Origin of the sequence: Agarivorans sp. TSD2052 (assembly GCF_023238625.1) — a bacterium.
Lineage (GTDB): Bacteria > Pseudomonadota > Gammaproteobacteria > Enterobacterales > Celerinatantimonadaceae > Agarivorans.
The window spans coordinates 999,514-1,018,333 of the sequence record NZ_CP096670.1 but is presented as its reverse complement, the minus strand read 5'-3'; the positions used below and the strand labels follow the sequence as shown (position 1 = coordinate 1,018,333).

Sequence of the window (18,820 nt, the reverse complement as noted above, 5' to 3'; positions counted from 1 at the left end):
CTAATAATATCTGCCAACACACACCCCCTCACAATAACCACTTTTAATCTATTGATTTATCGAAACTATTCCCCTCCCTCCCAGCCTGAAATAATGAAAGACCTCTAACTTCACAAAAGATAATTCTGGTAAACAATGAAACAGTTTTAGCAATGTGATGACAACGCATTGTTCGGTTTAATAGTGAGCAGACACCTAAGCAAGTTGAACTTGGTGGATTTGCTTAGCGCTAACACTTAATAAGGATTTTATATGCGTTTACTGTCTTCAGCTTTACTTCCTATAGCAATAAGCATGGCCCTTAGCGGCTGTGGTAGCTCTAGCTCAGAGCCCAGCGAACCGATTCGTGTACCAGAAATTGAGAGTTTAAAAGCCCTTAGCTCTATTTATATGGGAACCGCTGTTCCCGCTGGATATGAAGGCCAATTTTCTAACGGCATAGAAACCCGTCCAGATCTACAAGACGTGGTTATTCAACACTTTGACCAAATTACCGCTGAAAACATCATGAAATCGGCTTATATTCAACCACGCCAAGGTGATTTCACCTTCGATGATGCCGATACGTTGGTTGATTGGGCCCTTGCTAATAACATTACCGTACATGCCCACGCTTTGGTCTGGCATTCACAAATGCCGAGCTGGATGAGCAGCTATAGCGGCGACTGGTCAGCGATGATGGAAGATCACGTCACTACCGTTGCCGATCACTTTAAGGGCCGCGTAGTCAGTTGGGATGTTGTAAACGAAGCCTTTGATGACAGTAACACCGGCGGTTACGCACCTTACCGTAGTAGCCCTTGGTACAATAATTTAGGCAAAGACTTTATTCCTGAAGCATTTAAAATGGCGCGTGCTGCCGATGCAAACGCCGAGCTCTTTTACAACGATTACAATATTGAAGACGATGGCGCAAAACTTAACTCGGTATTGAGAATGGTGGAAGAATTGCAAGCCGCGAACGTGCCGATTGACGGCATAGGTTTTCAAATGCATGTTAACTACGACTGGCCAAGCATCACTGACATTGGCAAATCGTTTGCCAGAGCCGCTGACACCGGTCTAAAAGTTAAAGTGACTGAGCTTGACATAAAAATGAACCCTAACGGCAATAATAACTCATTTGACAACGCGAGAGCCGAAGAGCAAAAACAGCGCTATAAAGAGATTGTTGCCGCCTATTACAGCAATGTACCCGCTAACCAACGTGGTGGTATTACGGTATGGGGCGTGAGTGATGCTGACAGCTGGATCCCAGGATTCACCGGGCATAATGATTGGCCATTATTATTTAACAATCAGCTAGAGCAAAAACCTGCGATAGAGGGTGTAGCCGAAGCACTGCAATAAACTCAGACCTGAACATTAAAAAGGGGGGAGGCTTTAGCCTCCCCCCTTTTTTACTGACTGATCGTTATAAAATGACTAAAGGACTTTAAACGAGCGGCTTACCACCAAGATTCAAACATCGCACCTAATGCTAAGGTATCTTGTTTTGCTTCAAGAAGCTCATTAGAGCGTACTTGGTTGTCAGCTTCACCCACTGTCGCGTAGAAGCGTAACATCGGACGGCTGTTAGCAAATGCATTTAGCGTAACGTTCTGAGAAAGCGTGACTTTCCAAGCGGTATTTTTGCCACCTTGGTCATAGTCAACAACAGAGTAACCCGCTTCTAACCAAGTAGAATGCGTTTCGTTCCAGCTATACATTGGGCGTACAATGCCACTGTAGTTAGTACGATTGTCATCTGACGACTTAGCATCATAGTCATGATAAGCCCCTAAGTAACCTAAGCTAAAGCTTTCATTAAAGTTCACCGCCCCTTCTAAACTTACGTATAAGGTGGTTAGATCTTCTACTTTATTAAAGGTACTGGTGTCGGTGTTATCAGCATAACGCATAATCAGTTGATTACGCCCTTGCGACCAGTTTTGGTCAAATACCGCAGCCACTTGGTAAGCACTAATTTTGTCTTCGTTAGTGCGATCGCCGTTCTCATCGTATTGATCGTTTTCAAAGCCGTAGTTAAACAGTACGCTCATGTTTATTGAGTCGGTAATCCCGATGCTGTGTAGCTTAGAAGTAAACGCGTAGTTGCCGTTGTCACCGGGGCCGTCAACTTGACCGACAACCGAGAAATCCAATTTAGCGGCATCACCCAATTCCAAATTGTAAATACCACCACCTTGACCATCGTGGGTCATCCAGAAGTAGTCATTGAGATCTTGTTGTGGGCGCTGATGAAAATCTCGACCGGCCCAAATGTAGGCATTGGGTTGAGAAGCCAAAACATTGGTACCACCCGCATAGAATTTTTTCAGTGCAATATCGCCATACTCAGAAACGGTTTCACCACTATCTAAATCTGAGGTATATTTCCACCAGTTTTCAAGCATCAGTACCACATCCCAAATGGCACCACTGTCACTTTGAAATGCTTTAGCAAATTGGAATTCACCACCGTTACCTTCGTTACCTAAACGGCCCGTGGCATTACCCGCCAACTGTCCTTCGGCGCCAACATAGTGATTGATATCATCAGAATAATGTAAGCCGTAACGAGCATAGCCAGAGAATATGACACCTTTTTCAAGCTCATTACTTGGCGTAAGAACGATAGGCTGAGACTTAGCCACCTGCTCTTCTAAATCAGCATTTACATTTACATCAGCTTCGGCTTCAGCCAACACTGTCATTGGAGATAACGCTAAAGCCACAGCAGCGGAGAGTAATTTAAATTTCATAACTTTACCTATATTTTTGTATTGGAATAATCGCTTTAATTCTTATAAAGCTTCACTTATTGGACTCCGCCTAGTTATTAATGCTGCTTTCCTGCGCAATTTAAGTGAAATCGATAATACACATTAAGAAACCGCTTTCAAAAATCTTCAGTCACATAAACACAATGAAATTAAAGCTAATACTAAAACTGTGAGCCGCGGCACTACAAAAACCATATAAATGATAAAACCATGAAATTAAAAACCACAAAATACGCATTGAACTATAAAAAGTATCGCGAAGTGAGTATTTTTAGAGAGTTACGTCATGAGGCATTTAGGTGATCACGCTCTACCATCACCGCTACTGACAACAAAGGGTCTTTGTCGCGTAAACAGCGCACCTAAAGTGAATGGGTGCACAGAATGATTAAGCGATTGTTACAGGATGGCGTTGCACGAATAGGTTATGTGGCCAGCAGTCGCTAATAGCGAAAGCGCCAACAGTTAACCTCGCGCCCGGCTTATAAGAAATGCGAGGAAAAGTGAGAAGACGCATGGCCAAAGTAGTGTCATAGACCGTGAAGTGTAGCGAATAAAAAGGCGCAGGTTTTCACCAGCACCTTTCGCTAAATCACAGGGGCTACATTAACAAAAAAGTGTTAAGCCTGTGGCTTACCACCAAGCTTCAAACATTGCACCTAACGCTAAAGTATCTTGCTTAGCCGCTACAAGCTCGTTAGCCCGAATTTGGTTATCAGCTTCCCCTACTGTCGCGTAGAAACGTAGCATCGGACGGCTATTAGCAAATGTATTTAGCGTTACGTTCTGAGAAAGCGTGACTTTCCAAGCGGTATTCTTGCCACCTTGCTCATAATCAACCAGCGAGTAACCCGCTTCTACCCAAGTTGAGTGCGTGGCGTTCCAACGATACATTGGGCGCATAATAGCGCTGTAGTTAGTACGTGCTTCATCTGCTGGTTTGGTATCAGAATTATGATATCCCGCTAAATAAGCAAGACTAAAATGCCTATCAAGATTCGCCAAGCCTTCTACACTCACAAATAAAGTAGTTAGGTCTGCGACCTTGCTATAAACACTGGTATCGGTGTTATCTGCATAACGCACAATCAGTTGATTACGCCCTTGCGACCAGTTTTGGTCAAACACTGCGGCTACTTGATAAGCGCTAATTTTAGCTTCGTTAGTGCGATCGCCGTCTTCATCGTATTGATCGTTCTCAAACCCGTAATTAAATAGAACGCTCATGTTAATTGAGTCGGTAACTCCGATGCTGTGCAACTTAGAAGTAAAGGCGTAGTTACCGTTATCACCGGGGCCGTCAACTTGCCCCACCACCGAAAAGTCTAATTTAGCGGCAGCCCCCAATTCTAGATTGTAAATACCACCACCTTGACCATCGTGGGTCATCCAGAAGTAGTCATTTAGTTCTTGTTGTGGGCGCTGATGAAAGTCTCGCCCCGCCCAAATGTAGGCATTGGGTTGAGAGGCAAAAACATTGGTGCCACCCGCATAGAATTTTTTAAGTGCAATATCACCATACTCAGAAACGGTTTCACCGCTTTCTAAATTGATTTTATATTTAGACCAATTCTCTAGCATTAGCACTACGTCCCACAGTGCCCCTCCCTCATTTTGAAATGCTTTAGCAAACTGGAATTCACCGCCGTTACCTTCGTTACCTAAGCGCCCCGTGGCATTACCTGCTAACTGACCTTCGGCAAGCACATAATGTTTAATATCATCAGAATAATGTAAACCATAGCGAGCGTAACCAGAGAATATGACGCCTTCTTCAAGCTCATTGCTTGGAGTGAGAATGACAGGCTGGGAGCTAGCCACTTGCTCTTCTAAATCAGCATTTACATTTATATCGGTTTCAGTTTCAGTTTCAGTTTCAGTTTCAGTTTCAGCAAAAACAGTCATTGGTAATAATGCTAAAACCACAGCCGCGGAAAGAATTTTAAATCTCATAACATACCTGTATTTTTGTATCGGAATAATCGCTTTAATTTGTTGTGAAATGTCACTCATAGAACTGCACGTCGTTATTGATACAGCTTCCTTGCTTACGTTGAGCGAAGCGATAGTACAGACCATGAAAAGCCTTTCAAGAGTGGCTGGCGATATAACTTAATGGAAACTGCGGCGAATGCCTAAATTGTGGGCTAAAACACTGTAAGCGTTTGTTTAGTGAAACCTTTATGAACCCAAAAACCAAAATTAGTAATACTTAAAATCATCTGTCCGCGAGGAACAAAAGACCAGGGTGACCCGAAAAGTCAGACCAAGGTCACCACACTTTGTCATCATCATTGCAGCCAACAAAAACGCACAGTAGAGTAAACAGACAAACGACAGTGAACTCGATCACTGACCAATACGCACTTTGATAAGGTATGGGTGTTTTTGATGCGTTACCAACATATTGTGCCGCCAAAAGATGGCGAAAAAATCACGCTAGACCACCACCAAGTATTACAAGTGCCGAATAAACCGATCATTGCTTATATCGAGGGAGACGGTGTAGGGGTAGATATAAGCCCAGTCATGCTTAAGGTGGTAGATGCTGCGGTCGCCAAAGCCTATGGTGCTGACCGAAAGATAATGTGGATGGAGGTATTTAATGGCGAAAAGGCCGCCAATATGTACGATGGAGACTGGTTTCCACAAGAGACCTTAGGCGCAATTAGAGAGCACCGAGTCGCAATTAAAGGGCCCTTAACCACGCCTATCGGTGGGGGCTTTCGTTCACTAAACATATCATTGCGTCAAGAAATGGACTTATTTGTCAATATTCGTCCTATACGCTGGTTTGAGGGCGTACCTTCTCCCCTTAAACACCCTGAGTTAACCGATATGGTGGTATTTAGAGAAAACTCTGAAGACATTTATAGTGGTATAGAGTGGAAAGCCGGCAGTCCCGCCGCTGAGCGAGTGATTGATTTTCTTCAGCAAGAAATGGGCGTCAGCAAAATACGTTTTAGTGAAGAATGTGGCATTGGCATCAAACATATTTCAGAGCAGGGCTCGAAGCGTTTGATTCGCCATGCTATCCAATACGCCTTAGAGCATAAGCGGGCATCGGTTACCTTGGTGCACAAAGGTAACATCATGAAGTTTACTGAGGGCGCGTTTAAGAATTGGGGCTATGAGTTAGCAGAACAAGAGTTTGGCGCACGCCTTCACAATAACGGCTATTGGTTAGAAATTCCACGCGGTGAGCAACAAGCACCATTAATCATCAAAGACATTATCTCCGATAGTATGTTTCAACAAGTCACCTTGCATCCAGAACTGTATGACGTTATCGCCACCATGAACCAAAATGGGGATTTGTTGGCTGACGCGCTGGCTGCACATGTTGGTGGCATTGGGATTGCACCTGGCGCCAATATGAGTAGTGAAGTGGCCTTTTTTGAACCCACTCATGGCACTGTGCCTCGCCTTGCTGGACAAGATAAAGTCAATCCTTGTTCGATTATTTTATGCGCCCAAATGATGCTAAAACACATTGGCTGGATAGAGGCGGCAGAATTAATTAGCCAAGGTGTCAATGGCGCCATAGGTGCGCGCACCGTTACCTACGACTTTGCCCGTATGATAGAAGATGCTACCGAAGTAAGCTGCTCAGCATTTGGTGATGCGGTGATAAAACATATGGATAGTGCCCACTCAACTTGACACCGCCGAGTGTAAAATTAGTCAAGCAGAGCCAGCCAAATTAACTCGCTAAGCACTTCTTAAAGTACATAGTAAAGCCAATAGTCTACAGTTTGACCGGTATCACAATTAGTCGATTTTCAACCTTGCCTGTTTAATGAAATCGACACTAAACTCAATGATAAACCTAATAAATTTATAAGACTGTTGGCATGAAATTACAATCCAAGCTTTTGCTGAGTACCTCAACGCTCACTGTATTTTTTGTCATTACCAGCTGTTTAATCCTTGGCGGCATTACCATCTCTGAGTCGAAAAAGTTATTACTGGTGAACGCTGAAAATCAGCTCATTTCCAACCGAAATCAAGTGGCTAAACAGGTTGAAGGTTATTTTGGAACGATACGAGGCCAAATAGAAACCTCAGCCAGTAACTTAATGTACCAAGAGGCAATGGCGCAATTTAAAACGGCCTTTTTCGAGCGCCCCTTAGCCAATACATCAAATCAAACCTTAGAGCAGTACTATACTCAAGATTTTTCTGCTGAATATAGCAAGCAAAACCCTGGCGAAACGTCCCCTTCCAGCATGGCTCTTAAGCAACTGTCGCAACGCACTAAAGAGTTTCAACAAGTATTTATTGCTGATAACCCCGCTCCCTTAGGCAGTAAAGACCAGCTCACTAATATTGACGAAACAAGCGCGTATGCTCAAGCACACAGCAAATACCATTCAGCTATCCATCATTTTCAAAAAGAATTTGGTTACTACGATGTATTTTTAGTCGAGCCCGATAATGGCTACATTGTCTATTCGGTGTTTAAAGAGTTAGATTTTGCAACGTCCTTAAAAGAAGGGCCATATCAACACACCAACATTGGCCAAGTCTTCAAGCAAGTAATACAAACCAAGCAAACCGTTTTAACCGACTTTGCCGCTTACCCGCCTTCCTATGATGCCCAAGCGGCCTTTATCGCGAGTCCCATTATGGCCAATAATAGCGTGATCGGTGTATTAATTTTTCAAATGCCCATCGACCGGCTAAATAGCATCATGACTCATGACAATAGTTGGAAAACATCCGGCTTAGGAGATAGCGGTGAAACCTATTTGATCGGTCAAGATGGCTTAATGCGCTCTGATGCGCGTTTTTTGATTGAAGATTTAGCCGCCTATTTAACAGCAATGCAAAATTTGGGGATGTCAGAACAGAACATTGAAAAGATGAGAGCCAAACAAACCTCTATGGGGCTGCAAAAAATCGATACCCAAGGCAGTCAGGCGGCCATTGCCGGAAAAACCGGAACCGCTGTATTTGATGATTATCGCGGGGTGAGTGTTGTGTCGGCTTACCAGCCTTTATCTATTGAGGGGGTGAGCTGGAGTGTATTAAGTGAAATGGATGAAAGTGAAGCCTTGTACTTAGCCAGCCAAATACAAGAGAAAACCATTAGTAGCTTAGTTGGCTTAGCTATTGCGGCCTTGATTATTGCCAGTATCGTTGGCTGGCTGCTAGCGAAAACCATTACTGCGCCAATCAGAAACATGCTAACGACTGTCAGCCAGCTGTCTTCAGGACAAGGTGATCTTAGGATCAGGCTTGCCGAAAAAGGCAGCGATGAGATATCCACCCTAGCCAAGGGGGTAAATCTGTTTATCGGCTATTTAGACCAAACTTATTCGCAATTAATGGGCTCTATTATTAGAATGACGCCCATGTCTGAAGACGTTAAAGACATTAATGGTTCACTCACTGTTTACGCTAAAAACACTCAAGAGCAATCGGAAAATGTCCGCGAACAACTGACCCTAGCCTTAAATAGCAGCCACTCCGTCAATCAAGAGCTTAACAATATAAAATCGGCGGCAGAACACGCCACCGGTGAAATCATCGTAGGTCGGGATACGGTAGGTTCAACAGCGAACAAAATGGCGGCACTAAAACAAAATATTGTTAGTACCTCGTCTGCAGTAAGCCAGCTAGAAACCGATACCGACGAAATTGTCAGAATTGTTGATGTGATAAAAGGGATTGCAGAACAAACCAACTTATTAGCGTTAAACGCCTCCATTGAGGCTGCTCGAGCAGGAGAAATGGGCAGAGGTTTCGCGGTGGTAGCCGATGAGGTTCGTGGGCTTGCATCAAGAACAAAAGAGTCTGTAGATGATGTCACCAACATAGTGAATAAGATTACCCTCAGCACCACCCAGGTAACTAACATCATGGAGCAGGGATTAGCCTCAACGGAAGAATGCTCAATCAAAGTCAACCAAACGCAAAGCAGCTGGGAGGACATTGAAACGGCAATTACCACCATTGAAAAGTATGTGCAGAGCATCGACTCAGCAATTCAGGGGCAACTTCAATGCCTGTCAGATGTATCTGACAACTTTCAGCAAATGGATTCAAGCTTTGATAACACCTTGGAATCGATTCACTTGTGTGATCATGTGAGTAGCGATATCGGTAAACTGGGAGAACGCCTATTAGAATTAACCAATAGCTTTCAAGTCACCGACAATCAATTTTCTAGCCAACGGCGCGAAAAAGTAAGAGCGGCAAATAGTGACGAAAGCAACGGGAAATAACCCCCCTTGTTACTGCCAAGCTCATTCGGGCTTGGAATGCTTAAGGCTCAATGGGAACGAGTACCGGTAGGGCTTGAGCCAGTTGTTGTTGCGATAAGCTATGCATAGTAAACCACTGCCACTGATTATTGATACGGCTAAACCGCCCAATGCCTACATCTCCATTAGTGGACCATTGTTGCCAATTAGCTTGCTTATCTAACCAATAATCTGAGCCTACACTCATCAAGTATTGTGCTTGGTCTCGATTATCGGGACCATTGATATCATCCATCACCAAGCGAGCAGCCACCACAGAAATAACCCCTGCAATACGTGATTCACTGATACTTTTACGCCCACTATACTTAGGCCAAAAGTGAAAGTTATACCCCTCGGTCATAGCGACAGAGCTGGCCACAATTTCGTCTTTCAATTCTGCAGGTTTATTTTCATCATCTACAAAGTCTTCACGGTAATGATGGCCAGAGACTTCAGTGGAAGACTGCAACACATACCATTGCATATCTTGGCTATCTAACACGTAGCTGGTTAAATGGGCTATTTGTATTCGCACATTTGCTACTGGCTGCGAGCCAGCCGCTAAATAGGCTTGCCCCCAAGTGAGAAATGCAGAAAATCTACCCGGATAATTACCAAAACCAATACGAGGGGCTTGTGCCCAGTCAAAAGATGATGGAACACCGTTAGGTAACAATTGATGCGGTAAACTCATATCATCGCTTAAACGCAGGCTGAATTCAGCTTGCACGGCCACTGGCGCAAGTGATTCAATTTCCAATAAAGAAGATTGGCGTTGCTCAGTGCTTGGCGAGGAATGACAGGCTATCAGGAAACAGCTAGTAGCAATCAACATTAATACGCGTATTTTTGCTAAAGCCAGCACACCGCAGCCCCTTATATTTTCGAGCATGATCGTCTCCATCAGTAGGGTTAATACTATTGCTACCAATAACCAGCGCATTGTGACAGGTAAAATGAGATAGATTCTTATTAGATAAGTATGACCACGATGTCATGCGCTGATTGTGTTTTCTGAGATCTAGATAGATGGATAAGTGATTAGCTACTCATGAGCTGCTGATTTCATAAAGTATCGGTGAGAAACGTGAACTAAGTGGAAACTAAAAACGAGGCTTTCGCCTCGATTTTTAATGATTGATGTTACACGTTAGCCGTGACTTACCAGCGCCTTAGGCTGGCTATATTCGGCTCGCTGGCGTGCTTGTGCTATGCAAGCTACGTTATCGATGGGGCGAAGTACTTCAATATGTACAGTACTATATGTTAGCAAATCATGAGCGCGATTAAATACCGCTTCCATTAATTCGGCTTCAGCTACATTACTGGTACTTAAAGACAACATCATGTTTTGTTGCTCGGCAAGCAGAGTCGTGGTGAGTACGTCTAATATACAACTTGGAATAGCGCAGCCATACTCGTCTAAAATCGCTTTGCTGCTACCTCGACTAATATTAATGGCCGATTTTGCCTGGGCGCTGTCTTGGCATAATTGCAAATGATCTTCACCGGTCATCTCTTGATTACTTTGATTGAGTCGGCGATAGGTTCCACCAAATTCTTCTACCAAGACAGATAAAGCCTCAAAAAACTGAGCCGAACTAACGGTGCTATTAGATAGCAACTGCTGCTCAATAAAAGTCAGTAAAGAGGTGTCAATGAATAGATTGTCTCTGTGCTGGTAGCCTTGACCGCTTTGTTTAGATGTATTCATGGTCAATTTCCTTCTGGTGATTTTTGTTATTGTTTTGTTTGCTCAGCGAATGTCCCTAACTAAGCCTCACCTTCAAGATAGCGCGACGCTAATATAAAATGAAATTGTAGTTTTCTATACAAACTATAGATTTAATGAATAGTAGGGCTTATCTATCTTCCACCGAGTGGGAAAACGCCAGTAACGAGCGCCGCAGCCATTGATGCGCTTTAGAGTGTTGTAACAAAGGACTCCAAATCATTTTGGTCTCAATGGGCACTATTTGAAACGGCACACGAACAATCCGTAACTCAAGCTGATCTTTATGTAACATCGCATAGCGTCTTGGCAAGGTAGCAATGAGTTGTGGCTGAGACAGCAACAAACTCGTTACGCCATAATGCCTTGTATAAACGCGAATATTCCTGGTTTGGTCAAGCTGGGCTAAGGCCTCATCTACCCAGCCTAGTTTTTGGCCCGAGTTTTTACTCCCCACCGCCTTCTCTGCCCCCCAGCCTGCTCGATTTACCCAAACATGCTCTGCGGCTAAATAACTATCGAGATCTAAGGCTTGTACGTAAGGGTGATCTTTATGCAGTAAGCAACAAAAGTTGTCGCGCCAGATGCTCGATTGATGGAAGGTTTTAGGCAAACTCGTAAAACGATTAATCGCTAAGTCAATATTGCCCTTTTCCATATCCAATAGATCTATATCACCGGGACTAAATAGATCGAAATTAATATTGGGACAGGATTTCAGCACCCCTTGAATAAATGGTGCAAGCAAAGTGGCCTCTAGGTAGTCATTACACATAATACGAAAAGTATGGCTGCTTTGTTCTGGCGAAAAGTCTTTATCTGGCTGGGTTATTTTTTCTGCCATACTCAGCAAGCTGACTATTTCAGGCTTTAACTTGTTGGCTTTCTCGGTGGGCGTCATGCCTTCGGCGGTGCGCACCAACAAAGGATCATCAAACAACTCGCGTAAGCGCTTCAAGGCATTGCTCATGGTAGGTTGAGTAAGTGATAACTTACTGGCTGCCCGAGATACATTGCGCTCTTCAAGCAATACGTTGAGATAAACTAAGAGGTTGAGGTCAACCTTTCTAATATTCACCTAGCTGATACCTTTAAGAAAAACAATTTGTTATATCTATTATTAACCTTGATGCAAACGAGAGTAAAGCCCATTGCTTATGGTTTGCCTAATACGGCACACCTGTGGGGTAAAATACGTGTAATGGCAGAGGTGAAACTAAATAATGAGCAAAGGGTAGCGATGTTAAGCCCCATTAACTTCATGTAGCGCGGGCAAACAAGGCGCATGCCCGGCTAGTTAAGCTGAATTTAAGGTGTGGCTTTATACTTTAAAACCTAGCACCAACGCATTTTGCTGATGCGCTAATTCATCCAGTTTATTACTGACTTTTGCCACTAAATCGATAGACTGGCTGTTTGAGTCGGCAACATGATTTATATCTTCAAGATTACGCGCAATGTTATTCGCGGTGGTGGTTTGCTCTTCTGCAGCATGAGCAATTTGATAACTCATGTGGCTAATTTCAGCGATACTAGACTGAATATCTTGCATCGCATTATTGGCTTGTTCAGAATGCTCAACACTATTGCGCATCTCCGACACACAGCGTTGAATAACCTCTGAGGCATCCTCAGATTTGTCTTGTAAATTTTTAATCATGCTTTCTATTTCACTAGTGGCTTCAGTGGTGCGCTTAGCCAGCACTCGCACTTCATCAGCCACCACAGAAAAGCCTCGCCCCTGCTCGCCAGCACGTGCCGCCTCAATAGCCGCGTTAAGTGCTAACAAATTAGTTTGCATAGCGATTTTCTGAATCACATCAAGAATAGAGCCGATATCCACACTCATTTTTTGAACATCTGAAACCACATCAACCGACTCGTTAAGCTGCTCTGATAACAGATTAATGGTCGTGCTATTACTGCTCATCACTTGAGTACCGGTTCGAACCGCTTGCTCAACATCGCTGACTTTGTCCATTGAGCTACGCGCACTGGCTTCTACATCTTTAACCGAGTGCTGCATTTCAGTCATCGCTGTCGCTACCGATGCAGTTTGCTGGCGCTGCTCACTCAACCTGCCGCTAGAATCAGACATTGCCGATTGGTTCTGCGCCGAAACATCGGCTAAGTTTTTCGAGGTTAAACCTAGTTTAGTGAGAATATCTTGAAGGTGCGAAGCTAAGGTATTGATATGTTTGCTAAGCTGATCAAATTCAACAAATGAATTACCACTCACTCGCTGGCGCATGTCTCCGTCAGTTAAGGCCTCTAAGGCGGTCAATATTGACGCTAATGGTTTACGTACGTTTTGGGCTAATAACCAACCCAAAAATAGTAAAAATATGCTGACTACACCGCCAATTAGAAACGCTTGCTTGTAATTATCTTGATAGATGCTTTCTGCATTATCAATCGCGCCATCTTTTAACGAATCGGCTTGTTGACGAAACACGCTGAGTATCTCTAAAGATTTATCTATTTCACTCGCCAGTACTGCGATATTGGCATACAGTAAATCGCGTGACTTAACCGATTGAAAGTGAAGGTCAAGCACCCCACCCTTGTTACCCACGTCTTGGATAAACTGTTTAGTAGACTGCTCATACTTTTCTTTTAACTCGGGTAACTGAGCCACCAAGCCAAGATAAGAGAAATTAAGTTGAGTGACACTGCGCTTATTATTTTTAATTGCCTTAGCGATTTTTTTAGGGTCGTCGCTGGCCAAAGCATCAGATGTGATGGTTTCAGTTTGTTGAAGTTTTTGAAAATAGCTTTTAGACATCAACTTAACGGCTAAATCGTCTTGGCTATTAACGTAATCACTCATGCCTAAACGCAACTCTGTTTGCAGCTTTTGAAAACGGCGAGCAGTAATGACTCTTTCTTTCTGGGCCGCAATTTGATTCTGGTAGTTAAGCATGGCTAAGCGCGATTCAGAAAAGTAACGGTCTTCTAATTGAATAAGGGCCGCTAATTGCTCGCTTAAGGCTGGGATACCCTGTGAAGTTTTGGTTAACTGCTCTAGGGCTTGGCTAAAGGCTTGATGGTTAATTTCAAACCGGTCGGTAAATTCTTGCTGCTTAATCGGGTCTTCGGTGGTTAAGAAGTCTTTGAAGGTTTTATCTGCGATCAGCAAATTAACACTAGTGAGGTTGGCATAGGTCATCAAGGGTAAAGCATTTGAATTAACCGATAACAGCTGTTGATGCACTCGGCTTGTGCCATCAAGCATCAATGCGACGGTAATGATAAACAGCGCCACCATCAATATGAAGCCACCGTACATTCGGCGAATTACCGACATTTTTGCCCGCCGTTTAAAAGAAAACCACCTAACCATAAACATCACCTAATACTTAATATTCTAAATATATCCACTAACACTGCATAACAAATTACGACTAGTAAGAACAAACCGATAAAGAGCATAAAGCCTCCGTAATTAGTCTTATCCGTAAGCATTAACAACAATGAGAGAAACTAAAAAAGGGCGAGGAGCAGATGTCAATAACGTGCATACAGGGAGCACTAATGAATTGAACAACATATAAAAGTAATTAGTGAGATTGTTCAGCTAACTCTTGGTGACTAATTACTTTCAACGTTTACATCTAGCCCCTCACCGACGTTCCAAAAACACAACAATGCTAAAAAGAACAAAAGGAAAGGTTAAAGCTAGAGAGTGCCTACGACTGATAGCGCACTCTCAGGGGTTTAGTGTCTACCACCAAACATCCGCTTGAACACCCACAATGAAATCTGCGTCAGAGTTGCCCGCATCATCAGTGGCAGTCCAAGACTTAGGAAGGTAAGTCGCTAACAAGCGAATTTCTGGAGCTGGTCCCATGCCTGATGGCAAGATAAAGGTCGGTGCTACAGTGATTTTAGACGAGTTAGACGTTGCACCACTCCAGTTGTTATAAACATAACCAAGTTCACCTTGAACATAGAAATGTTGGCTAACTGGGAAGGTTGGACGCACCATTGCTGAGATCCAGTAATCGTAAGCACCTAGGTCATTTTCGTGGTGGTCGTTGTATTGGCCTTGGATAGATGGAAACAAACCAATACCATTATCAAAGGTATAGCCACCCCATAATAACAAGCGAGCCGACGTATCTTTCTCATCAACCATGGTTAATAAGCGTGTTGCATCACCACCATTAGAGGCAGAGCTCCAATCCCAATCTGGGTGTTCACCTTGGAACTGCGAACCAGGGTGGTAAGCGTTATAAGATGTAATTGTTGCGCCTAACAAATTACCTGAACCTAAACCTTTACCAGCTTGAGCGATAATCGTAGAAAAGCCATTCTTAAGACCAAAGAAGCTATTTAAGGTGTAAATTGCGGTTAAATCGTAACCGGTTTCAGCCCACTCAACCCCATCATAATCCCAGTTATCAGGCATTGTTTTGTACATTGCAGATAACTCTAAGGCACCGTAAGTCACGGAAAGCTGGAAGGCATGCATCAAGTTATTTAGGTTTTCTAAATTGCCGTCGGCATCTTCTGCCCAACGATCGATTGTTGGGTCTGTTCTATCACTGGCAATATAAGCAAAATCTAGCATGGCATCGCCAGCTTCATAACCGCTTATACCAACACCGGTTCCTGACATATCTGAATAGAAGAAATCAGTCATAAAGATGTAGTTATCTTTACCGTAATCACGTCGACCGGCCCAAAAAATACCGCTTGGCGAAACACCCTCAAACTCTACAAATATTTGACCAAAACCCATCTGATACGCATCAGCGCTTGAGCTCAGTGCACTTTCATTACCAAAGTCACCTAAACCCACGTTAATTTTTGCTGAGCGGCCGTCATCGAATACCCACGTTCGAGCAAAATCTAAACTTGCGTCGTTATCAGCCTCTAAGCCTAAACGCCCTAGTGTCTCTTTTTGGCCAGCAAAATTGGCCTTTTTAAAATCATTCTCAGCACTCAGCAATACGCCAGCGCGAAAGTAGCCGTGAAACTCAAAACCTTCGGTTGCTGCAGCCGCAGTACCAGTTACAGATAAGCTTGACACAGCAGCTAGGCATGCCAGCGTTAATTTGGATAATTTCATTTTAACTCCATTAAAACTCATTGTTTTCCATACAGAAATCAGCAACCAAAAAAGTAAGCGCTTTCTTTTTAGAACTAAAAAAATGAAAGTTTTTAACGCGCGTTGCACAAAATACGCCCTTAGCGATAATTCATCGACTAAACGGAATAAAAAACACATCAATTAACTTTCAAAATCAGTATAAAGGCTTTAAATAAAACTTTTTGTGACTTTTATCCCACAAAAGAAAGCGCTTTCTAAATTTATTTAGGCTGAATAAAACCAGAACAACGCTTTGCTACACAGCGAGAGATAAAGGATAAGCCACTGATAATTATAGGTAATATTAATTTACATAGAGGGTGTGGAATTCTATTTCACTTTTAGCGAGGTTCGCTAAAAGTGAAACAGAGTGTAGCGGATAAGGTAATAATAGCTATTGAGCGTGTTTCTTCATCGCATCGACCAATACATCTCTTGCGGTAGATGAACCGGCTTTCTCCGCATCTTCTACAATTTTAATCGCTTTATTGTAGTCACCACTGGCAACCGCTTTTTCAATTAACCCGCTAAACATCTCATCAACTTCAGGTTGAATACCAGCTTGGGGGGTATTTTGAGTTAACGGCTCGGTAGCTACTGACTCATTGATAACAGTAGCAGCGCTAGCGTCTACAATCGCTGCCGCGGCAACGGCTTCAGTAAGCGATTGACTAGTAGGTGTATAGTCGAAGGCAAGCCGAACAGCGCCAATAGCGGTATGAGGGATCGGCTTGTTCATATGTATTTTAACATTAGCATCTACTCGCCCAGACTCTGCCGCCCTGCTGCTGGGTGGTGTTAAGGTCGTCTGTTCATCCATCGCCGCGGCGGTGGTAAACACCACTAAATAACTGGCTTTCTGGCCACCAGCGTAGCTGGCAGGCAATTCAATATCACCAAATAAACGGTCAACGGTAATGATGGAGCTATTATCATAAGCAATCGCATCGTCACCAAATACTTTAAGCGGTTTATAGTCTTGGTCCAGTACCAAGATCGATGGCGCAAATACACTGTTCAATATAGGTGCTGACACTGCAATTTTAATTGCTGCCTCTGCCTTAGGCAGCGCAATCGCTTTAACAAATGAGCGACCAGTCGTGAAGTCAAACACCGGGTCATCGGCAGTAATCGTAAAATCAAATTTACCAGGCTCTAGAACAGGCAGGTAACTCAGCTCAGCTAAAGAGGCACAACAAATTGGCGCTCGAGCTAAAGCTTGGTAGCCCTCTTCCGCCGATACTTGTTGTATTGCTGGTGCTTCATCGGTGCCATAATCAACCACCATACTGGCGTTGTTGCTGCAGCCGACCAACGCGAGCATTACACTCGTAGCAAGAATTAACTTCATATCTATTCCCTAATTTATATTTTTTGACTGGCGCTTTTACACTCTCTACCGTGTTCGGTATAGCACTTCGACACAAAAACACGGGCTAAGTTCACGAATCCATTCATTCAGGAAAGCGCTTACTTTCTATCAATGTAATAATTATTGCGCTAAATACAAGCTATATGTCCGCTTAGAAAGCCTTTTTGTGAGATCGCAGTGCGAGCGAACCCAAAGTCTCGATAAACAGCCTATACAAACAGATGAACACAGTTTACTAGCCACGGCATGCTGAGGTCGAATTGAGCAGTAATAAAACATGATTGGTTGATAGTATGCGCATTTTACGTCAAGAAATTTACTACCCTTTGTTAGTGCTAGTCACTTTAAGCTTAATGCTTTGGCAACTACTAGGAATGAATCATTATCTGCACGTACCGGTAAATCAATCACTTAAGGTGAGTACCTTGAATGATGATATAAATGGTGGAAAGTCACTGGCAACACTAACCATCAACCAAGACAATGCGCACCTTAATTGCCAAACCGCTCAATCTGCCACCTTCCCTTTTTGTAGTATGCTAATTCCACTGAGCCAACAACCAGACCAATACCCTGATCTACGTAAATTTCATTCCATTGTATTAGATATGGTAGTGCATAATCCGCAACGAGATACCATTTTAGTCTACCTATTAAATAGTGAGCAAAACGCAACGCCAGCAGAGTCGGCTATTGGACAAACTAGGGCCAACCTTCAAACGATTAACCCTAGCTCTGGTAGATCAGAGTATACGCTCGCAATGAATCGTTTTTATGTTCCCTCATGGTGGATCTTTTCTAAACCTTATGGCATCGACACCAATGCAAAAATGGATCAAGTCAAGTACTTGCAGATCGCAACCGGCGACAGTTACCAGTTAAAAAATGTCGATATAAAGCTGTACTCATTTACCTTTATTGGTAAGTGGATCGCTGCAAAAGATCTTTATTTGGGGCTATTGTTTATTTGGATTACTAGCATTATTGGCCACTCTATCTTTTTAACATTAAGCCTCCGTAAAAAATATTTGAGTTCGAAAATAAAAGCCGCAGAACTCGATCGAATTAATAATTTCCTAAGTATCGAACGCGACAAGTTTGAATCTATGGCTAAAACTGACCCTCTGACCAAAGTATTTAATAGAGCCGGTTTGAGTAGTGTATTAAGTGAACTCATAAGCCAGTTTTCAACTCTCTCTCAGCCAGCGAGTTTAGTGATGTTTGATATAGACTTGTTTAAGCGAATTAATGATACCTATGGTCACGACGAAGGTGACAAAGTACTGATTAACCTCACCGCTTTAGTCTCTTCTAAAATTAGAGAACAAGATGTATTAGCGCGCTGGGGTGGAGAAGAGTTTGTGGTAGTTTGCAGAAATACCGACATAACAGGTGCTGCTATTTTCGCTGAACACCTAAGAGCCAGTATTGAACACGAGCTGTTAAGTCGCTTGTGTTCTGTTACCTGTTCCTTCGGTGTTGCCCAACTTCACTCGGCCAACGTAGATACTTGGTTCAAACGCGCAGATGAGGCGCTATATCGGGCTAAATCTCAAGGCAGAAACCAAGTAGAACAGGGCTAAGCCCTAACTCTCCACAAAGGAT

Annotated in this window: 12 protein-coding genes; 4 read left to right on the top strand and 8 right to left on the bottom strand. The window is 43.3% G+C overall.

All coding sequences use genetic code 11. The features are described 5' to 3' along the window. The first annotated feature begins 252 nt into the window (after positions 1-252). On the top strand, positions 253-1,350 hold the full coding sequence (locus tag M0C34_RS04580; RefSeq protein ID WP_248714477.1) for an endo-1,4-beta-xylanase: 1,098 nt from the start codon (positions 253-255) through the stop codon (positions 1,348-1,350). A 98-nt stretch (positions 1,351-1,448) separates the two neighbouring features. Here the strand turns inward: M0C34_RS04580 and M0C34_RS04575 are convergent, their stop codons facing one another. Together M0C34_RS04575 and M0C34_RS04570 are read right to left on the bottom strand one after the other, a co-directional pair. Further along, positions 1,449-2,744 (bottom strand): carbohydrate porin, encoded by a 1,296-nt coding sequence (locus tag M0C34_RS04575; protein WP_248714476.1) that lies wholly within the window; start codon positions 2,742-2,744, stop codon positions 1,449-1,451. 654 nt (positions 2,745-3,398) lie between these two features. Beyond that, a complete protein-coding gene (locus M0C34_RS04570; RefSeq protein WP_248714475.1) occupies positions 3,399-4,718 on the bottom strand; it encodes a carbohydrate porin in 1,320 nt (439 codons plus the stop codon). Between the two features lie 438 nt (positions 4,719-5,156). Here M0C34_RS04570 and icd point away from each other — a divergent pair, with 438 nt between their 5' ends. Both icd and M0C34_RS04560 read left to right on the top strand, forming a co-directional pair. Next, on the top strand, positions 5,157-6,428 hold the full coding sequence (gene icd / locus M0C34_RS04565; RefSeq protein ID WP_248714474.1) for an NADP-dependent isocitrate dehydrogenase: 1,272 nt from the start codon (positions 5,157-5,159) through the stop codon (positions 6,426-6,428). Between the two features lie 191 nt (positions 6,429-6,619). Further along, positions 6,620-8,995 carry a methyl-accepting chemotaxis protein gene (locus M0C34_RS04560; protein ID WP_248714473.1) on the top strand — a complete coding sequence of 792 codons (2,376 nt, stop codon included), beginning with the start codon at positions 6,620-6,622 and terminating at the stop codon, positions 8,993-8,995. Positions 8,996-9,035: 40 nt separating this feature from the next. Here M0C34_RS04560 and M0C34_RS04555 read toward each other — a convergent pair whose 3' ends face one another. The 6 genes from M0C34_RS04555 to M0C34_RS04530 form a co-directional block, all read right to left on the bottom strand. Further along, positions 9,036-9,908: a hypothetical protein gene (locus M0C34_RS04555; protein ID WP_248714472.1), complete on the bottom strand. Its 873-nt coding sequence runs from the start codon at positions 9,906-9,908 to the stop codon at positions 9,036-9,038. A gap of 258 nt (positions 9,909-10,166) precedes the next feature. Next, positions 10,167-10,730 (bottom strand): hypothetical protein, encoded by a 564-nt coding sequence (locus tag M0C34_RS04550; protein WP_248714471.1) that lies wholly within the window; start codon positions 10,728-10,730, stop codon positions 10,167-10,169. Between the two features lie 148 nt (positions 10,731-10,878). Further along, a complete protein-coding gene (locus M0C34_RS04545; protein ID WP_248714470.1) occupies positions 10,879-11,826 on the bottom strand; it encodes a LysR family transcriptional regulator in 948 nt (315 codons plus the stop codon). A gap of 243 nt (positions 11,827-12,069) precedes the next feature. Further along, a complete protein-coding gene (locus M0C34_RS04540) occupies positions 12,070-14,091 on the bottom strand; it encodes a methyl-accepting chemotaxis protein (protein WP_248714469.1) in 2,022 nt (673 codons plus the stop codon). 381 nt (positions 14,092-14,472) lie between these two features. Next, on the bottom strand, positions 14,473-15,822 hold the full coding sequence (locus M0C34_RS04535; protein WP_248714468.1) for a carbohydrate porin: 1,350 nt from the start codon (positions 15,820-15,822) through the stop codon (positions 14,473-14,475). A 415-nt stretch (positions 15,823-16,237) separates the two neighbouring features. Then, positions 16,238-17,194: a MalM family protein gene (locus M0C34_RS04530; RefSeq protein ID WP_248714467.1), complete on the bottom strand. Its 957-nt coding sequence runs from the start codon at positions 17,192-17,194 to the stop codon at positions 16,238-16,240. A 314-nt stretch (positions 17,195-17,508) separates the two neighbouring features. Between M0C34_RS04530 and M0C34_RS04525 the strand changes: the two genes are divergently transcribed. Next, entirely contained in the window at positions 17,509-18,798 is a 1,290-nt protein-coding gene (locus M0C34_RS04525) for a GGDEF domain-containing protein (RefSeq protein ID WP_248714466.1), read from the top strand. The last annotated feature ends 22 nt before the right edge of the window (positions 18,799-18,820 follow it).

Coding starts and splice junctions, on each gene's coding strand:
- M0C34_RS04580 (WP_248714477.1), top strand. CDS start 253: ATGCGTTTACTGTCTTCAGCTTTACTTCCTATAGCAATAAGCATGGCC.
- M0C34_RS04575 (WP_248714476.1), bottom strand. CDS start 2,744: ATGAAATTTAAATTACTCTCCGCTGCTGTGGCTTTAGCGTTATCTCCA.
- M0C34_RS04570 (WP_248714475.1), bottom strand. CDS start 4,718: ATGAGATTTAAAATTCTTTCCGCGGCTGTGGTTTTAGCATTATTACCA.
- icd (WP_248714474.1), top strand. CDS start 5,157: ATGCGTTACCAACATATTGTGCCGCCAAAAGATGGCGAAAAAATCACG.
- M0C34_RS04560 (WP_248714473.1), top strand. CDS start 6,620: ATGAAATTACAATCCAAGCTTTTGCTGAGTACCTCAACGCTCACTGTA.
- M0C34_RS04555 (WP_248714472.1), bottom strand. CDS start 9,908: ATGCTCGAAAATATAAGGGGCTGCGGTGTGCTGGCTTTAGCAAAAATA.
- M0C34_RS04550 (WP_248714471.1), bottom strand. CDS start 10,730: ATGAATACATCTAAACAAAGCGGTCAAGGCTACCAGCACAGAGACAAT.
- M0C34_RS04540 (WP_248714469.1), bottom strand. CDS start 14,091: ATGGTTAGGTGGTTTTCTTTTAAACGGCGGGCAAAAATGTCGGTAATT.
- M0C34_RS04535 (WP_248714468.1), bottom strand. CDS start 15,822: ATGAAATTATCCAAATTAACGCTGGCATGCCTAGCTGCTGTGTCAAGC.
- M0C34_RS04530 (WP_248714467.1), bottom strand. CDS start 17,194: ATGAAGTTAATTCTTGCTACGAGTGTAATGCTCGCGTTGGTCGGCTGC.
- M0C34_RS04525 (WP_248714466.1), top strand. CDS start 17,509: ATGCGCATTTTACGTCAAGAAATTTACTACCCTTTGTTAGTGCTAGTC.